This is a genomic window from Seonamhaeicola sp. NFXS20, assembly GCF_049132085.1.
Taxonomy (GTDB): domain Bacteria; phylum Bacteroidota; class Bacteroidia; order Flavobacteriales; family Flavobacteriaceae; genus Seonamhaeicola.
Map to the genome: position 1 here is coordinate 1 of NZ_JAFMPU010000003.1, position 17,882 is coordinate 17,882.

Annotated in this window: 14 protein-coding genes and 1 tRNA gene; 12 read left to right on the forward strand and 3 right to left on the reverse strand. The window is 32.1% G+C overall.

Features of this window, described 5'->3' with window-relative positions; genetic code table 11:
• Positions 1 to 184 precede the first annotated feature (184 nt).
• A tRNA-Leu gene (locus tag J1D01_RS06205) sits at positions 185 to 266 on the reverse strand.
• A gap of 99 nt (positions 267 to 365) precedes the next feature.
• Between J1D01_RS06205 and J1D01_RS06210 the strand changes: the two genes are divergently transcribed.
• The 10 genes from J1D01_RS06210 (at position 366) to J1D01_RS06255 (ending at position 14,812) form a co-directional block, all read left to right on the forward strand.
• On the forward strand, positions 366 to 1,754 hold the full coding sequence (locus tag J1D01_RS06210) for a dipeptidase (protein WP_372936341.1): 1,389 nt from the start codon (positions 366 to 368) through the stop codon (positions 1,752 to 1,754).
• A 95-nt stretch (positions 1,755 to 1,849) separates the two neighbouring features.
• Entirely contained in the window at positions 1,850 to 2,707 is an 858-nt protein-coding gene (locus tag J1D01_RS06215) for a DMT family transporter (protein WP_421150202.1), read from the forward strand.
• Between the two features lie 99 nt (positions 2,708 to 2,806).
• Positions 2,807 to 3,394 carry an RNA polymerase sigma-70 factor gene (locus tag J1D01_RS06220; RefSeq protein WP_421150203.1) on the forward strand — a complete coding sequence of 196 codons (588 nt, stop codon included), beginning with the start codon at positions 2,807 to 2,809 and terminating at the stop codon, positions 3,392 to 3,394.
• Between the two features lie 140 nt (positions 3,395 to 3,534).
• The gene (locus tag J1D01_RS06225) at positions 3,535 to 4,653 is read left to right on the forward strand and encodes a FecR family protein (protein WP_421150204.1); all 1,119 of its coding nucleotides are present in this window, start codon (positions 3,535 to 3,537) and stop codon (positions 4,651 to 4,653) included.
• A gap of 13 nt (positions 4,654 to 4,666) precedes the next feature.
• Positions 4,667 to 8,014 carry a SusC/RagA family TonB-linked outer membrane protein gene (locus J1D01_RS06230; protein WP_421150205.1) on the forward strand — a complete coding sequence of 1,116 codons (3,348 nt, stop codon included), beginning with the start codon at positions 4,667 to 4,669 and terminating at the stop codon, positions 8,012 to 8,014.
• A 4-nt stretch (positions 8,015 to 8,018) separates the two neighbouring features.
• Entirely contained in the window at positions 8,019 to 9,497 is a 1,479-nt protein-coding gene (locus J1D01_RS06235) for a RagB/SusD family nutrient uptake outer membrane protein (protein ID WP_421150206.1), read from the forward strand.
• Positions 9,484 to 10,956, forward strand: a complete 1,473-nt coding sequence (locus J1D01_RS06240; protein WP_421150207.1) for a hypothetical protein — start codon at positions 9,484 to 9,486, stop codon at positions 10,954 to 10,956. The genes J1D01_RS06235 and J1D01_RS06240 overlap by 14 nt, the downstream gene beginning before the upstream one ends.
• Complete coding sequence (locus J1D01_RS06245; RefSeq protein ID WP_421150208.1) at positions 10,946 to 12,121, forward strand: cytochrome-c peroxidase; 1,176 nt, start codon at positions 10,946 to 10,948, stop codon at positions 12,119 to 12,121. The genes J1D01_RS06240 and J1D01_RS06245 overlap by 11 nt, the downstream gene beginning before the upstream one ends.
• Before the next feature lie 29 nt (positions 12,122 to 12,150).
• Positions 12,151 to 13,566 carry a T9SS type A sorting domain-containing protein gene (locus J1D01_RS06250; protein ID WP_421150209.1) on the forward strand — a complete coding sequence of 472 codons (1,416 nt, stop codon included), beginning with the start codon at positions 12,151 to 12,153 and terminating at the stop codon, positions 13,564 to 13,566.
• A 145-nt stretch (positions 13,567 to 13,711) separates the two neighbouring features.
• On the forward strand, positions 13,712 to 14,812 hold the full coding sequence (locus tag J1D01_RS06255; protein ID WP_421150210.1) for a DUF4407 domain-containing protein: 1,101 nt from the start codon (positions 13,712 to 13,714) through the stop codon (positions 14,810 to 14,812).
• Between the two features lie 3 nt (positions 14,813 to 14,815).
• On the opposite strand, the gene J1D01_RS06260 is transcribed toward J1D01_RS06255, so the two are convergent.
• Entirely contained in the window at positions 14,816 to 15,094 is a 279-nt protein-coding gene (locus J1D01_RS06260; protein WP_372937395.1) for a hypothetical protein, read from the reverse strand.
• A gap of 214 nt (positions 15,095 to 15,308) precedes the next feature.
• Between J1D01_RS06260 and J1D01_RS06265 the strand changes: the two genes are divergently transcribed.
• Complete coding sequence (locus tag J1D01_RS06265) at positions 15,309 to 15,746, forward strand: YybH family protein (RefSeq protein WP_372937396.1); 438 nt, start codon at positions 15,309 to 15,311, stop codon at positions 15,744 to 15,746.
• Positions 15,747 to 15,759: 13 nt separating this feature from the next.
• Positions 15,760 to 17,064 (forward strand): S28 family serine protease, encoded by a 1,305-nt coding sequence (locus tag J1D01_RS06270; RefSeq protein ID WP_421150211.1) that lies wholly within the window; start codon positions 15,760 to 15,762, stop codon positions 17,062 to 17,064.
• A 178-nt stretch (positions 17,065 to 17,242) separates the two neighbouring features.
• Here J1D01_RS06270 and J1D01_RS06275 read toward each other — a convergent pair whose 3' ends face one another.
• Positions 17,243 to 17,821 (reverse strand): PhnA domain-containing protein, encoded by a 579-nt coding sequence (locus J1D01_RS06275; protein WP_076698311.1) that lies wholly within the window; start codon positions 17,819 to 17,821, stop codon positions 17,243 to 17,245.
• Positions 17,822 to 17,882 lie beyond the last annotated feature (61 nt).

Genomic DNA, 17,882 nt, shown 5'->3' on the forward strand with positions numbered 1-17,882 from the left:
AACAAGTCCTATCAAAAATTTATAAAAAGAAATAAAAAATTGATTTAATATTAGATGAAGTCAAACCCTATAATTTCTTATTATGAGTACAAAAAATATAAAATGTTGTACCTATGTTGTACCCAAACAAAAAAAGCTCCTCAAAAATGAGAAGCTTTTTACTTTAAATTAACTTTTAAAAAAGTGCGGGTGGGGAGACTCGAACTCCCACACCTCGCGGCACCAGATCCTAAGTCTGGCGTGTCTACCAATTCCACCACACCCGCAAAAGGACTGCAAATATAATCAAGATTTTTAAATTGCAAACGCTCTCCTATAAAAAACATTCATTTTTTATACATTTGACTAAATTTAAAACATCTAACATGAATAATATAAAAGACTATTTGCTCAAAAACAAACAACGTTTTCTAGATGAGCTAATAGAATTAATTAAAATACCGTCAATTAGTGCAGATTCTAACTATAAAAACGACGTTTTAAAAACAGCACAAGCTGTTAAAACAAGTTTAAAAAATGCAGGCTGTGACACTGTTGAAGTTTGTGAAACAGAAGGCTACCCCATAGTTTATGGCGAAAAAATAATTGATAAAAATTTACCTACCGTTTTAGTTTACGGTCATTACGATGTACAACCACCAGACCCTATTGAACTGTGGGATTCCCCACCATTTGAGCCCATTATAAAAACAACTGAAAAACATCCTGAAGGCGCAATTTTTGCCCGTGGCGCCTGCGATGACAAAGGACAAATGTTTATGCATGTAAAGGCTATGGAATTTATGACTTCTACAAATCAACTCCCTTGCAATGTAAAGTTTATGATAGAAGGCGAAGAAGAAGTTGGTAGTAAAAGTTTAGGAACCTTTGTAAAAAATAACAAAGAAAAGTTAAGAAATGATGTAATCCTTATTTCTGATACTGGCATGATAGCCAATGATACACCATCTATAACCACAGGCATTAGAGGCTTAAGTTATGTTGAAGTTGAAGTTACCGGACCAAACCGAGATTTACACTCTGGCTTATACGGTGGTGCTGTAGCCAACCCAATCAACATTTTAACAAAAATGATTGCTTCACTTCATGATGAAAATAATCATATTACCATTCCAGGTTTTTACGATAAGGTTGAAGAACTCTCAAAAGAAGAACGCACAGAAATGGCAAAAGCCCCTTTTTCTTTAGAAGCTTACCAACAAGCTTTAGATATTGAATCTGTTTATGGCGAAAAAGGATACACCACCAATGAGCGTAACTCTATAAGACCCACCTTAGATGTTAACGGTATTTGGGGAGGCTACATTGGCGAAGGTGCAAAAACCGTAATACCAAGTAAAGCTTATGCTAAAATTTCTATGCGTTTAGTACCTAACCAAGATTGGGCAGAAATTACAGATTTATTTAAAACACATTTTGAAAGTATAGCTCCAAAAGGTGTTAAAGTACAAGTAAAACCTCACCACGGCGGTAACGGCTATGTAACCCCTCTAAACAGTATAGGTTATCAAGCAGCAAGTAAAGCTTATACTGAAACTTTTGGAAAAACCCCAATACCACAACGTAGCGGCGGTAGTATACCCATTGTAGCTTTATTTGAAGAAGAACTTAAAAGCAAAACCATACTAATGGGCTTTGGTTTAGATAGTGATGCCATACATTCACCTAATGAACATTTTGGGGTTTGGAACTATTTAAAAGGCATTGAAACCATCCCCTATTTTTACAAATACTTTACAGAATTATCTAAATAATTTGGGTGTTCCCAACTTTTGTTTAGCAAAAGTTGGGCGCGCTTTCCACGCTACACGGTAGCTTGTTGCAATCGCTAACACGGGATAAAAACCACATGAAAAACAACCACAGCAACCACCTATTACTATTAACATTTGCAACGCTTTTAATTAGTACGTCTGGCACGCTAGGGAAATTTATAGACCTTCCAACAATAGCCATTATTTGGTGGAGATCAGCTTTAGGCGCATTATTTTTATATGGTTTTTGTCGTTATAAAAAACTTAATTTAAAAATCCGTAGCAAGAGTGATTTACCTTCCATCATTCTAGGCGGATTATTATTGGGCACCCATTGGGTTACCTATTTTTATGCTTTAAAATTATCTAATGTTGCTTTGGGCATGTTATCAATGTTTACATTTCCGGTAATTACAGCCTTATTAGAGCCATTTTTTACTAAATCAAAATTCAACCCTATTCATATTTTACTAGCATTAATAGTATTATTAGGTATTTATATTTTAGCACCAGAGCTCAATTTTAAAAACACCTATTTAAAAGGCGTTCTCTTTGGTCTATTTTCTGCGTTGTGCTATGCTTTAAGAAATTTAATATTAAAAAGGCACGTTAACAACTATAATGGCTCTGTACTTATGATGCAACAAGCCTTAATAGTTAGTATTGTTTTATTGCCTATTATGTTTTACTTAGACACCAGTAATATAAAAACTCAATTACCCTATGTTATTATATTAGGTCTTGTAACAACTGCCATTGGGCACGCTTTATTTATAAGTAGTTTAAAACATTTTTCTGTTAGTACCGCTAGTATTATAGGTAGTACACAACCCATTTTTGGAATTATAATTGCCTTTATTTTTTTAAATGAAATTCCTTCTCCTAATACATTTATTGGTGGTGGTTTAATTTTAGCCACAGTTATTATAGAGAGCATTAAGAGCAGAAAATAAAACAAGTATCAAAATTTATTTTTTGAAGTTAAAGGATTGTTAAATAATTATTCACTAATATTTATTACTTACATTTATTGCTTTCAACAGCAAATTTGGATGACGAAAGATAATGAAGAGAATATACTCCAGCTCCTGTTTAAACAATTTAAATCAGGCAATGAAAAGGCATTTGAGTTTTTTTTCAATAAATACTACAATCATATTTTAGGCTTTTGTATTCAATTTATTTATAATGAAAATGATGCCAAAAATATAACTCAAGAAGCTTTTTTAAATCTTTGGGAACACCGTAAAAACATTAATAAACCCAAAGGCATTGAAACCTATTTATATACCTATGCAAAATCTAAATGTTTAAATGCTATTAGACACAATAAGGTTAAAGAAAACTACAAAAACAATACCCTAAACAAAAAAGAACAAACTCTAAATTTTGAAGTGTTAAAATCTATGGAGTTTGATGCTTTGTCACTTAACGAGTTACAGGTACTTATAGATAAATCTATTAACGAGCTACCTCAAAAAACCAAAACCATTTTTATAAAAAAACGTTTTGATAACAAAAAAAATAGTGAGATTGCTGAAGAACTCGGTATTAGTATAAAAACTGTTGAATCTCATATGACTACTGCGCTAAAAATACTTAGAGTAAAGCTAGCATCATACCTATCTTCTTTATTTTAAACTTCATTTAACACAGGGTTTACAAAAAAAATGAAATTTTCTATAGGGTTACCTTAACCTTAAGGGTACTTATTATATCAGGCCGTTTAGAATGATTCATTTATCATCTAATAAAAACAACACCACTAAACGTATATAACATGAATAAAGAAATAATATATAAATACTTAAACAACGAAGCTTCAGAAAGTGAAATCCAGAAAATTTATGAATGGATTGAAGCTTCTGAAGATAATAAGCAACAATTTATTGCCCTTAAAAAAGCATGGGCAATGACACCTACTGAAAATGCCACCAATAGAACACTTGCTTTTAAACAAATACAAACAAAAATTAACAAGAAGTCAATATTCACAACACCAAAAGTATTTAAATATGCAGCCGCTGTTGTGCTTTTAATTTCAGTGAGTTTTTATTTAAAAAATTACCATGACAATAAACCTCTTGAGAATGAGGTTGTATTAGAACTTAGCAATGGTAACACCCAAAAACTTACAGAAACTACAAATAAAGTTATAACAGATACAAAAGGGCAAGTTTTAGGCAAACAACAGGATAACCAAATTATTTACACCGCAAAAGAAATAACCACAAAAAACACAGCTTACAACACATTAAAAGTTCCTTATGGTAAAACATTTAAAGTGATTTTATCAGACAGTACTATTGTACACTTAAATGCTGGTAGTACATTAAAATACCCTGTACAATTTGCTGGATTAAGCAATAGAAAAGTAGTTTTAACTGGTGAAGCTTTTTTTGAAGTAACTAAAGATAAAGCCCACCCTTTTATTGTAGAAACAAACAATATAAATATTGAAGTTTTAGGAACAAAATTCAACTTAAGTAGCTATAACAACGATGATTTTGCACACTGCGAACTTATGGAAGGGGCTGTATTAGCAACAGATATAACCAATCCAAACAACAGCTTACATTTAGCTCCTAATCAGCAAGCTAAATGGGACAAAACAACAAATACATTTAAGCTTAACACTATTAACATAAATGACCATATTTCATGGATACATGGCGAACTTATTTTTAACAATATGCCATTTCCTGAAATACTAAAAAAAATAGAGCGTGCTTACAATGTTAAAGTAAACAACAACAGTAAAACTTTGGCACAACAACACTTTTCTGGTTCTATATATGTAAAAGAAGATATAACTAACTTTTTAAATCTTCTAAAAATTGATACACCATTTGAATACAGTATTAAAAACAACATCATAAAAATTATACAACCTGATTAACCCATTAATGTCTATGGCAATAACTATCCCTAACCACTTAATTAAAAACTTAATAACTATCACGCTCTTTTTATACTGTTTAAACGGGTTTTCTCAAAACAAAAAACTTTCACTTAACTTTAATAAAGAGCCGCTAAGCAACATTTTAAAAAGTATTGAAAAAGAAACCAACTACCGTTTTATTTATAACACTAAAAAAATTGATGCTAGTAAAAAAACAAGCATTTCGGTAAAAAATAAAACTCCTAGAGAAGCTCTAACAGCATTATTTTTAAACACAGATATTACGTTTATTATAAACAATAATCAAGTTTTACTCACCAAAAAAAACACGCAAACAAGAGCTAACAACTTACAAAAAAACCAAGAACGTCTAGTAAAAGGTACAATTATAAGCGCTTCAGATAATTTCCCTTTACCTGGTGCAACCATTAAAATAAAAGGAACAGCAAAAGGAGCTATTACAAATATTGATGGTCAATTTACGTACTTACTTAAAGGCTCAAATATTAACAATATAATTTTAGAAGTATCCTATTTAGGTATGAAAACCAAGGATGTTCTTGTAGGAAACCAATCAAACTTCACCATCTATTTAGAAGAAAACACAAACAAATTAAAAGAAGTAGTAATAACAACATCTTATGGCACAGAAAAATTAAAAGAAGAAGTTGTTGGTAGTATTGCAACTCTTCAATCTAGAGACATAGCAACAAACCAAGCTTCAGAAAGTATTGATAAAATGATTGAGGGGCAACTTGTAGGTGTTTTAGTTGAAAATACTTCAGGAATTGGAGGCCCCGTATCAATTAACATTCGTGGACAAGGTAGTTTAACCCCTTTGTCCGATTCAGTTTTAGGCACTTCCACCCAACCTTTAATTATTGTTGATGGTGTAATAATGAGTGAAGAATCTGCCATAGATAGCAATTTTTTTGATGGCAGTGGTACCTATACCGAAACACTAGCAAATCCTTTAGCCCAAATATCTGCCGAAAATATAGAAAGCCTAAACATACTAAAAGATGCCGCAGCCGTAAGTATATATGGTGCAGACGGTGCCAACGGAGTTATAATAATAACTACTAAAAAAGGAAGCAAAGGCAAAACTAAATTTAACTTTTCTACACAACTTGGTATCTCTAATGCAATAAATCAAATTCAATATTTAAACGGCAAACAATATAGCGAGCTAAGAAACGAATATTTAGCAAACACTGGTTCAAGCACTGTTCCTTATAACGGTGTAGATACAGACTGGTTTAACTTACTAAATGGTACAGGCGTTTACAATAAATATAATTTTGCTGCATCTGGTGGTAATGGCAAATTTAATTTTAGAACTAGCATAACCTACCTAGATATAGAAGAGCCTCAAAAAGGCAACAACAGCAAACAACTAAACGCAGGTATAAACATAAATTACCATATAAACGACTTACATGTTGGTTTATCTTTAAATCCAAGTTATGTTAAAAAAAATGCGCCCAACATTTATTACAACTACGCTTTTATTCCAACTTTGTCTCCATATAATGATGATGGTTCCTATAGCTCTGTAGGTGTAACCGGACTTGGAAACCCACTTGCAGCAATAGACCAAAACACCAATACAACAGATACATACGGTATTTTAGGAAGTATTAATTTAGCATACCCAATAAATGATAACTTAAAAATTTCTACTCTTTTTGGTTTAAACTATACTGATAAAGAACAAGACCGATATTTCTCAGGAGAAAACGAAAGTGGTCAATACAGCGGAACATTTACCCTAAATGGAGTAGAGTATCCAAACTACGGTAGACGCGTTATAAACCAAAGAAATTCTAAAAAATGGAATTGGCAAGGGCAACTATTATACAATAAACAATTTAATAAAATCCACAATATTGATGGTTTAATAGGTTTTGAGTTATCTGAAGATAAAGCCGATTTTGATTACGCTTCCGGACGAGGTTTTGTTAACCCAAATGTAATAAATGCTGTTACCAATGCTATTCAAGATGACGACATTACCACTACTGATGATGAAACTACAGGAAATCAAACATACGATTCAGACATTAGTTATAACTCTAGAGTTTCTTTCTTCTCACAAATAAACTACAATTACAAAAAACGCTATTATTTTCTTGGTAATTTTAGAAGAGACGAAAGCTCTGTGTTTGGTAGTGACACAAACGTAGCTTACAATGGAGGTGTTGGAATTAGTTGGATTATAAGTAACGAAAACAACTTTAATAGTAACTTTATTAACTTTTTAAAAATAAAAACAAGTTACGGAACAACCGGAAACTCCAGAATTGGCTCCTACCGCTCTAAAGGTTTATACGACACCTATGCCAACGGATACAATAATTTAGATGAAGCATCTACCTCAACCGCACCAAACGGTTCTTTAAGTTGGGAAAAAAACACAAAGTTTAATGCCGGTATAGATTTTAATTTTCTAAACAGCGTACAAGTATCACTAGAGTACTATTATGATGCCATTTCAGATTTAATTACCTCAAGAAATATACCCTCAGAAACAGGTTATTCATCATTGCAGTTAAATGCTGCCAGTATGTATAATAAAGGTTTAGAGCTTTCAACCAAAGTAAATTGGATTCAATCCGATAAATTTAACTGGACTACCTCCTTTAATATTGCAACACTAAAAAGTAAGGTAACAGAACTAAAAGGATTAGGTAGTCAATATTCTACTGCAGAACGAGCACTAGCTCAAAAAGTAGGCTACAGCACGACTACAATATGGGGAATTAATTGGGTAGGCATTGACCCTGGAACAGGAAGAGATTTACTAGAAAAAGACGGTCAAGTTTACGATGCTGTTACATACAATAATTTATTTGATAGTGCAGATTGGGAACCTATAGGAGACACCCAACCAGATGCGTATGGTGGTTTTAATAACAGTTTTAAATTTAAAAATCTTAGCTTATCAATTCGTGGCTCCTTTCAAATAGGTGGTGATTTTCTTGTTGAAGACGAAATTATTTCAAAATATAACATCACATCAAACAGAAACCTTTCTGTAAATGCTTACGATTATTGGAGAAACCAAGGAGACATTGCATTACAACCTGTAGTTACAAGTAATAACCCAACCATATCTAACTACAGCAAATACCTCTACGATAATACTTATTTAAAAATCAGCAACATTAATTTAAACTATAACTTCCCTCTAAATAGTGTTAAATTTTTAAACAACTTATCGGTTTTCTTAGACATTTCAAATGTTGGCTACTGGTATAAAGATAAAAGTCCTTACGATAGAAACGGTATTAGAGAATTCAAATTTAAATACCCCCAAGCAAGAACCATATCAATGGGTATTAACGGAAAATTTTAAAGCTATGAAACAGTCTAGATATATAAAATCATTACTTACTACGCTTGGTTTAATTTTAATTTGTTTAACACAAAGCTGCGACGAATTTTTAGAACAAGAACCAGGATCACAAACCTCAATAAACGAACAACTTTCTTCAAAAGATGGTGTTTTAGAAGCTTTACTTGGTGCATACACTTCCCTAGAATCTACTGTAAGAAGTGAGCGCTATGCTATTTATGCAGATTTACAAGGAGGAAATTTAAAATTCTCTCCAAACTTAAGCAGTAGTAGCTTAGGAGAGATAAGCGTTCCTATAAATCTAGAAAACGTTTATAATTTTCAAGACTTAGCACAAAGTAGTGATTTAGAATCTATATATGATAGTAATTACGATATTATAAACCAAGCCAATTTAATTTTAGAATTTGTTGAAGCTTTAACAGATGCTACAAGTGAAGAAATAAATCAAATTAAAGCACAAGCGCTAACTATAAGAGCTTATTGTCATTTTTTACTAGCACAAATTTACGCTCAAAACTATAGTTATACAGCAGATGCAAGCCATTTAGGGATAGTTTATAATACCACAACATTAACAAACGGTATTACTTACCCATCTAGAGAAACTGCTTTTGCTACCTACACACTTATAATTAAAGATTTAACCGAAGCTTTAAGCTTTTATAATGAAGCCGATATTCTAGACGGTCCAGAGTATTCCTATTTTAACCTATATAACACGAAAGCATTTCTTGCTAGGGTATATTTAACTAAACAAGATTGGCAAAACGCCTACGATATGGCTAACGATGTCATATTAAACTCTGGATTTTCTCTAGTTTCTAGTGAAAACTATATTTCAGAATGGGAAAAAACAGATACGCCTGTTTCTGAAATTTTATTAGAATTTTCGATACCCAGAGATAGTGGTGATAATGTTGGCGGTTCAATGTCGGCTTTTTACGGATATACTTCAGATTCAGATTACGAAAAATATGTAGCTTCAGAAGATTTGCTCAATCTTTTTGAAACAACGGATATTAGAAAAAACCTATTCTTAGAACAACCGTTAGCCACTTTAATAGATAATGAGCTTGAAGATGTTAATTATTACTTCACCAAAAAATTTCAAGACAATGCTGCTTTTGTTGGTTTAAGACTTAGTGAATTATATCTTATTAGAGCCGAAGCTTCTATAGGTTTAGAAAATTTAGAAGATGCTAAAGATGACATTAACGTAATTCGTGAACGCGCTAAAGCCTCCTTACTAACTTCTACAGATAACCTAGAAGAACTTTTACTTGAAGAACGCAGAAAAGAGTTCTGTTTTGAAAGTCAATATTTATTCGATTTATCTAGAAACCAACAAGATATAGTAAGAAATGATGGATGTATTTCACAAACCTGTAATCTCAACTACCCATCAGATAAATTCATTTTACCAATTCCGCAAGACAACATAGACCTTAACGAAAATTTACAACAAAATGCATCGTATTAAACAAAACATTAAAATTCTAGTACTTTTACTAACAGTTATTTCTTGTACAAACGATGACAATCAAGGTAATTCGTTTTCAGAACCATTTGTAAGATTTAATTTTTTAGTAAATAGTAATAACGAACCCTTAGAGTATCCATCTGTAAGCAGTGCTTTAATTCCTATTTCTAGCTATACTAACAGTTCTATTGCTCCTGTAAAAATTCCTGTTACACTATCTTCAGAAACATTATCTGAAACCATTACAGTTAATTTTAGCGTAGCTTCATCTGGAAATGAAGACACCTTTAGTGTATATCCTGAAAATCAAGTAAGCTTTAGTGGCACTCAACTAACAGACACTATTTATGTTAGTTTTAATGAACGCTGGACAGAATACCAAACTATTAATTTTAGTTTAGATAGTGCTTCTGATACTTCTATTAATATTGGCAATATAAACGATAGTTATCCAAACAATACATTTACAATAAACCTTGAAGATATTGAAACCTATTACACAATTGAAACCAACCGAATTGAAATTAAAGGAGAACAAGGCGAAGAGATAACTTTTAATGTAAACTTCCCTAACGGATTTATTGAATCTGAAATTGATACAACTTCAATATTCGAGTTTTTAAATGGCTTTGATTACTCGCTTACAACCGAATATATTTCAGAGGACAAAACATATATAACCTATAAAATAACTTTAGATGAAGATATACAAAACGATGACGTTTATTACGAATCTGTAATTACTTTATTAGATACCGATAACTACTCAGTTTCAGGAAATTCTACCCTACAAATTGTTAAACCAATTATAACAGAAAGAGATAATGCAGTCTTTACAGCTTCAAATTTTTATAACTTAAATGACACTTATCACAGAACTTACGGAGAGGTTTGGAGCGATTTTAATGAAGATGGCGTTTGCGAATGGGGCTATTTCTTCGCATTTACATATCCAGTGGTTGTAGATGCAACACACCCCAACGCAGTTCTTTACAGTGATAATGGAACAGAGGACACTTCAGATGATATTTACCATCATGCTTTTCAAATAGGGTTTGGAACGCCTACAACAATAACAACAAACTCTTTTAATTTAAAACGCTGGTTTAGTAATGAGCTTACATCTACAGCAGACTCTCCCGGATTTAATGTAAGTCCCGCTATCGAATTTTTCCCAGAAAATGGTAATAGTACTAATAAGGGCAGTATTTTAATTATTCCACAATTTATTAGTATTTCTGCTAACAATGGAAACACACACTCCATTGCTATCTCTGGCGAAGGTACCTACGAAGAAATAAGCGATGGTTTATTTGAATTAAAATTCACTTTAAACGCAACAAACGAAGCTGTTTTTGGAGGTACGGTTTCTGCAGAATACCGTATTTACAGCAACAATAGCTATACCGATCCTGAAGATTTAACTAACGCAAACTGTATTTCTGTTTATGAACTCTAAAGTAAAAAAATCTCTTATTGCTACAATTGTTATTACAGCTATAATTTTTGCAGGCATTTTAGTAACAAAAAATAATGCAACCCAAAATAATAATAATCCTTTAGCTGAGTTAAAGAAAATATACTCTAGTGGAGATCAATCGTTATGGCCAAAACCAAATTTAGATGAGACCATAGATAAATCTACCTTTAAAGATATTGGTGCATTACCAAAAGTAAAACACCCAGAATACAACCCGTATTCTGCTGAAAAAGCAAAACTTGGTAAAACCCTATTTTTTGACCCAAGATTATCTGTAAGCGGACAAATTGCCTGTGCTTCTTGTCACAACCCAGAATTAGCGTGGACAGACAATTCTACCCGTTCATTTGGTCATGATAGACAAACAGGTAAAAGAAACTCCATGACTATTTTAAATAGTGGCTTTGCTCACACTCTATTTTGGGATGGGCGTGCAAGCAGTTTAGAAGACCAAGCAAGATTTCCTGTTACAGATCCTCTAGAAATGAATGAAAAGTTAAACATTGCTGTTGATAAAATTGCCAATATTAAAGGCTACAAACCACTTTTTAAGGCTGCTTTTGGTAATGATTCTGTGTCTTTACAACGCATACAATACGCCATTGCAACCTTTGAAAGAACCGTAAATAGCTATAAAAGTAGATTTGACAAATTTATTGAAGGAGATTCTTCAAAACTTACTAATGAAGAGGTACTTGGTTTGCACCTATTTAGAACCAAAGCTCGCTGTATAAACTGCCACAACACACCATACTTTAGCGATAACAATTTCCATAATGACGGGCAAACCCTTTTTGGAACAAAAGATGAAGATTTTGGCAGATACCATGTTACAAACAACATGGAAGATATTGGCAAATTTAAAACACCAACCTTAAGAGAAGTATCTAGAACAGGCCCTTGGATGCACCACGGTAACTTCCCTAGCCTTTTAGATGTTGTAGAATACTATAACCTTGGTAACCCTGCACCTATACAAAAAAAATATTTAGGAGTTGGCAGAGACTCTTTAATACCAACTACATCACCAATTCTAAGAAAACTAAACTTAGAAAAAACAGAAATTAAAGCCCTAATTGCCTTTTTAGAAACCCTAAAATCTAATAAAGGCAGAACACTTATACCTAAACTCCCTACAGAATAATTAATAACCCTTTAAAACTTTTAAAAATTATGAAAAAATTATTACTAAATTTTATAGCAATACTCTCCATTGCTAGTTTAAATGCACAAATAACACTAGTTAAAGAGATAAATGATAGTGGCTCTAGTAATTCTAGTCCAGCAAATTTATTCACCTTTAATGGAAAAATTTATTTTGCAGCCACTGATTCTAACGGCTCTAACACTCCTGGTGGCGCAAACCTAGGCAAAGAACTTTGGGTTACAGATGGAACCGAAACAGGTACTACATTTGTTAAAGATTTAAAATCAGGCTCTGGTAATTCTTCTCCCACAGGTTTTTTTGAATACAACAATACACTCTATTTTTCTGCAGATTCTGGTAGTGGTAGCGTATTATTTTCAACCGACGGTACAGAAAGTGGCACCAATGCTACAGGCCACCCTTTTGTATTTAACCCAATAGAAACTGGCGGATTAATATACTTTGTATTAACTACAGATAGCAATAAACTCTATCAATTTGACGGTACTAATACATCTCCGGTAACCAACAATGGCACAGGTACAGAAGCACTAATTGGAGCCCATTTTACAGCTTTCAACAACAAATTATTATGTTATATGAGTTATTCTGATGATGTATCTACCGTTGGTCTTGAACTTTATGAATACGACCCAAGTACTGGATTATTTACTTTAATTAAAGATATTGACACGGGTACTGGCAGTTCAAGCATTAGCTTTTTAACTGTATTAGGCAATGAAGTATATTTTGAAGCAGACAATGCCCTATGGAAAACAGACGGCACTGAGGCAGGTACTACAGCTGTAGACAAAGCAAGTACTTTATCGGGTATTACAAACCTTTTTGCTTGGAATAATGTTTTATATTTTGAAGGAGACAATGGCACCTCTGGAGACCAACTTTGGGCATACAACCCAAGTACCGATGCTATAACCAATATTAGCAATATCACAGGAGGCACATCAAATGATCATGATCCATCAGACTATGCTATTTTAGGCGACTATTTATATTATGCAGGCGAAGTAGCCGACAACACCGCGCAATATTTATTTAGAACAGATGGCTCTACTTCTGAAAGAGTTGATAGCAACATTAAAGATATAGATGATCTTGTAGTACTTAATGATAAATTATATTTTGAAGGAGACAATGGAACAACTGGAAACGAACTTTATAGTTTTGACCCTTCAACACTTTCTACTACAAATAATGTTGCTGAAATAATATCTATTTATCCAAATCCTGCTACAGATTTTATAAAAGTTTCTAAAACATTAATAAATCAAAAATACAGTATTTACAATACTACTGGTAATTTAGTAACGCAAGGTGTTATTAAAACAGAAAGCATACCATTAAACTTAACCAGTGGTCTTTATATTTTTAAAATTGAAACTCAATTGAGCACTATAAGCAAAAAAATTATAGTAAAATAACATTAATTATTTGATTAATAGCGTTTCTTGAATTATCCCTAAGAAAATTCTAGAAGAAGAGAGCCTCGAAATTTCGAGGCTTTTTTTGTAACATTTCATCTGTTTTAACGTTCTTATAGTCAATCAATCAAAAAACAATCATATTATGTTAAAGCAATTCTTCATCATTTGCTCTGGAGCCGATACTGATATTTTAGAACAATGCTCAAAAGGAGAACAGAATAAATATGCTGGTATAGGTGCCACGGTTTTTTTTACTGCTCTTATGGCAACAATAGCGGCAAGTTACGCCCTTTATACTGTATTTAACAACCTGTTTACTGCTATTTTATTTGGGTTTTTATGGGGGCTACTTATTTTTAATTTAGACAGATATATAGTTTCTACCATAAAAAAAACAGGTAGTACTATTAATGAGCTTATTCAAGCATCACCTAGAATAATTTTGGCAGTAATTATTGCTATAGTTATTGCAAAACCATTAGAATTAAAAATATTTGAAAAAGAAATTAATCAGGTTTTATTAGAACAAAAAAACCAACTAACATTAAATAACCAATCTCAAATTGCAGAACAGTATACACCTTCTATTGAAGCTTTAAACAATAATATTTCTGCTTTACAACAAGAAATTAATGACAAAGAAACAGAAGTAAACCAACTTTATAACACTTATATTGCTGAAGCCGAAGGACGAGAGGGCACTAAATTAGTTGGTAAAGGTCCTGTTTACAAAGAAAAACGAGAAAAACACGATGTACTTTTAGCTGAATTACAACAGCTTAAAACTGAAAACAAAGTCAAAATAGCCAATGCAGAATCTGAAATAGCCAAACTAAAAAATGACTACAAAACTCAGGTTACTAACTCGCAACCAATCATCAATAATTTTGATGGTTTAATGGCTCGTATTAACGCCTTAAATAAACTCTCATGGCTACCTTCATTCTTTATATTCTTATTGTTTTTAGCCATAGAAACATCGCCAATAATAGCAAAACTATTAGCTCCTAGAGGCACGTATGACTATAAACTTGAAGATTTAGAAACCACTGTTAAAGCAGTGGTGGCTCAAAATAAAAACCAAAGAGAACTCCAGCTAAAAACAGAAAACGCTATTAACGACCGTATTTATACAGATATTGAGCAAGAAGAAGAACTCTACACGTATAAGCGCAAAAAAGCAAGAGAGCTTATGCAATTACAGGCAGATGCTTTCTTCAAAAACCAAAAAAATGCGTTGTAGCTTTTAAGCTGCAGTCTCTGTTTTAAAATGGTTGTATAAATCTTTACAGCCGTAACCAATAATAGATAAACTTTTGTTTCTATTTACAGCTTCTTCGTGTAATTTAGCTATGGCATCTACACCATGTCTATCCATACTTTCAACACCTTCAATACTAATTGTTACATTATCTACTTTTTCAAAAATTCCGTTAAATTCGTTTATAAATAATTCTAAATTGGCACGATTTAAGACACCTTTAATCTTAAAAAAATTGTTGCAGTTTGTAATTTTTAATTCCATAATCAAGGTTTTTAATGTTAAAAATAAATTTGAGGGAGAATAATCATATTTTGATTATGGAATAAAAGTACACATAAACGTAAGTAAAAACCTTAATTTATCGATGAATACAGCTGAACTTTAGTTAAAATAAAGCTAGGTGTCAAATTAATCGATGAGTAACCATTTTAAAATATGTTTTCGTTATTTTTACTGCTTTCAAATTCATTCAATTATGAAAAAACTTGTAATTATATTAGTTCTATTTGCTTCGCCTTTGCTTAAAATAAATGCTCAAAGCTCTGAAGAAAAAGACAAAAAAGAGATTCAGGCGGTTTTAAAAGCTCAAAGACTAGCATGGTCTAAAAATAATATTGAAAAATTTATGGAAGGCTATTGGAAAAGTGACTCACTTCAATTTTACAGTAACAATGGCATTACACAAGGTTGGGAAGCTATTCTAAACAGATATTTAAAAGCTTACCCTACAAAAGACCATACCGGTAAATTAAACTATAGAATAAATGCCATAACTAAAATTACCGAAGGTGCTTACTATGTTTTAGGAGAATATCATATTAAACGAGACGTTGGTAATGCCGATGGCATTTTTATGCTTGTATTTAAAAAGATAGATGGAAAATGGAAAATTATTGCAGACACTTCTAACTAATTACTATACAATTATGAAACTATTCAAAATACTTATTCCTTTATTTATATTAAGTGCAGTTAGTTGTAAATCTGTAGCACCAATAACTGAAACTACAGAGAAATCTAATTTTGAAAAATTGGCTTCTGTTAAAGAAGTGGTTAAAATTGAGAAACGTAAAGCCTCAAGTCATTTTAATGAAAATTATGAAATTTGGTTTAAACAACCTATAGACCATAACGATGCCTCTAAAGGCACCTATAATCAACGCGTATTTTTAGGGTTAGTAGACACTTTAAAACCAGTAATAGTTCAATTACGTGGATACGGTATCCATTCTGATAAAGCTAGTGAATTAGCTAGTCATTATCAAGCCAACCAGTTAACCATAGAGCATAGATATTTTAACAATTCTAGACCCGAAAAAATAGATTGGAACACCTTAACCATTGAAAATGCTGCTAAAGATCAAGCAAGAATTATAAACGCCATTAGAGATGCTATTTGCCCTAATTCTAAATTTATTTCAACTGGTATCTCTAAAGGGTGTCAAACCACCATGGCTCACAGAAGATATTTTCCTAAAAATGTAGATGCCAGTGTTTGTTATGTAGGTCCTTTAAACTTTAAAAGAGAAGACCCCAGAATATTTGAGTTTTTAAAAAATGTAGGCACTAAAGAAGAACGAGAAAAAGTAAAAGCTTTTCAAAATTTATGTTTTGAAAACAGAGCAGAACTTTTAAAACTGATGAAAAAAGCTGCTGAAGAAAAACAGCTAACTTGGAAATTTGGAATTGAAAACGCGCTTAATTACACCATTTTAGAATACTCTTTTGCTTTTTGGCAATGGGGATTTGATATTAACAGCATTCCTATTGAAAACACCTCTCCTAAAGCTATTTACAAACATTTAATTGATGTTGTTGGCTACAGTTTTTTTGAGGCTTCTTCCGTTAAGAGTTTACAACCTTATTTTTGGGCAGCCTTAACAGAACAGGGTATTTACGGGTATGAAACAAAACCTTTTAAAAAGTATTTTAATACTGATGAGATATTAAAATTTGATTGGGCTTTTCCTGAAGGAATCACAAAACCTTTTAATCCAAAACCCATGCAAGAAATAAAAACATTTCTAGATACCACTGCCGAAAAAATGATATTTATTTATGGCGAATATGATTCTTGGAGTGCTACGGCTGTTAACTTATCTAACACTGCATCAAAAAGAGAATTATATAAATTTGTTAAACCAAAAGGTAATCATAGAACACGTATAAATAGTTTTGAAAAAGAAAAACAAAATGAAATTTATAGCATAATTGATAGTTGGCTAAAATAATTTATAAGTAAAACTTCTGCTCTGGTACTATTTATAAAATGAAAAAAGAACACCTTAGCATTCTTTTAATAATTTCACTGATAATTACCGCTGTTGGAATAATAACAGGGAGGTACTTTTTCCTTTTTTTACTAATACCTTTTGGTTTTAATTGGTTTAAAAAAGGAAATAAAGAAGATTAAGTTTTCTTTACAAAATCTGTTATAATTACTATTTGTTGCGCCCCTACTTTGCCCTCAATGTATTTAGCATTTTCTGGGTCTAACCTAATATTTCTAACCGCAGTTCCTTGTTTTGCAACCATACTAGAACCTTTAACCTTTAGGTCTTTTATTAACACTACAGAATCTCCTGCTTTTAACTCTACACCATTAGAATCTCTATGAATAATTTTTTCACTTGGGTCTTTATCTTCTCCTGTAGCTCTTGCCAAAGCTAAAGCCTCATCATCTAAATACATCATATCTAACAAATCTTTTGGCCAACCTTCATTACGGAGTCTTTGTAACATTCTCCACGCCATAATTTGTACAGCTACATGCTCACTCCACATACTATCATTTAAACAACGCCAATGGTTTGGATCCATTTCAACATCACCATCAATTTGACTTTTACAAGTTGAACAAACTAATATATCATTATCTACATTTTCATTTAATGACGGCGGAATGGTGTATTGGTTTAATTCGTTATTAGCTCCACATAATTCGCAAGAATTGTTACTTCTTTCTTTTAAAGTTTGCAATACACTCATTTTATTTTGTTTTTATATTTTTTGCAATATTACACAAATAGTTGTAAAAACATCATTAGAT

Bases quoted from the DNA above. Each gene is read 5' to 3' on its own strand.
- J1D01_RS06255 (WP_421150210.1), top strand. From the start codon at position 13,712: ATGTTAAAGCAATTCTTCATCATTTGCTCTGGAGCCGATACTGATATT.
- J1D01_RS06250 (WP_421150209.1), top strand. From the start codon at position 12,151: ATGAAAAAATTATTACTAAATTTTATAGCAATACTCTCCATTGCTAGT.
- J1D01_RS06225 (WP_421150204.1), top strand. From the start codon at position 3,535: ATGAATAAAGAAATAATATATAAATACTTAAACAACGAAGCTTCAGAA.
- J1D01_RS06275 (WP_076698311.1), bottom strand. From the start codon at position 17,821: ATGAGTGTATTGCAAACTTTAAAAGAAAGAAGTAACAATTCTTGCGAA.
- J1D01_RS06265 (WP_372937396.1), top strand. From the start codon at position 15,309: ATGAAAAAACTTGTAATTATATTAGTTCTATTTGCTTCGCCTTTGCTT.
- J1D01_RS06220 (WP_421150203.1), top strand. From the start codon at position 2,807: ATGACGAAAGATAATGAAGAGAATATACTCCAGCTCCTGTTTAAACAA.
- J1D01_RS06240 (WP_421150207.1), top strand. From the start codon at position 9,484: ATGCATCGTATTAAACAAAACATTAAAATTCTAGTACTTTTACTAACA.
- J1D01_RS06245 (WP_421150208.1), top strand. From the start codon at position 10,946: ATGAACTCTAAAGTAAAAAAATCTCTTATTGCTACAATTGTTATTACA.
- J1D01_RS06270 (WP_421150211.1), top strand. From the start codon at position 15,760: ATGAAACTATTCAAAATACTTATTCCTTTATTTATATTAAGTGCAGTT.
- J1D01_RS06260 (WP_372937395.1), bottom strand. From the start codon at position 15,094: ATGGAATTAAAAATTACAAACTGCAACAATTTTTTTAAGATTAAAGGT.
- J1D01_RS06215 (WP_421150202.1), top strand. From the start codon at position 1,850: ATGAAAAACAACCACAGCAACCACCTATTACTATTAACATTTGCAACG.
- J1D01_RS06230 (WP_421150205.1), top strand. From the start codon at position 4,667: ATGGCAATAACTATCCCTAACCACTTAATTAAAAACTTAATAACTATC.
- J1D01_RS06235 (WP_421150206.1), top strand. From the start codon at position 8,019: ATGAAACAGTCTAGATATATAAAATCATTACTTACTACGCTTGGTTTA.
- J1D01_RS06210 (WP_372936341.1), top strand. From the start codon at position 366: ATGAATAATATAAAAGACTATTTGCTCAAAAACAAACAACGTTTTCTA.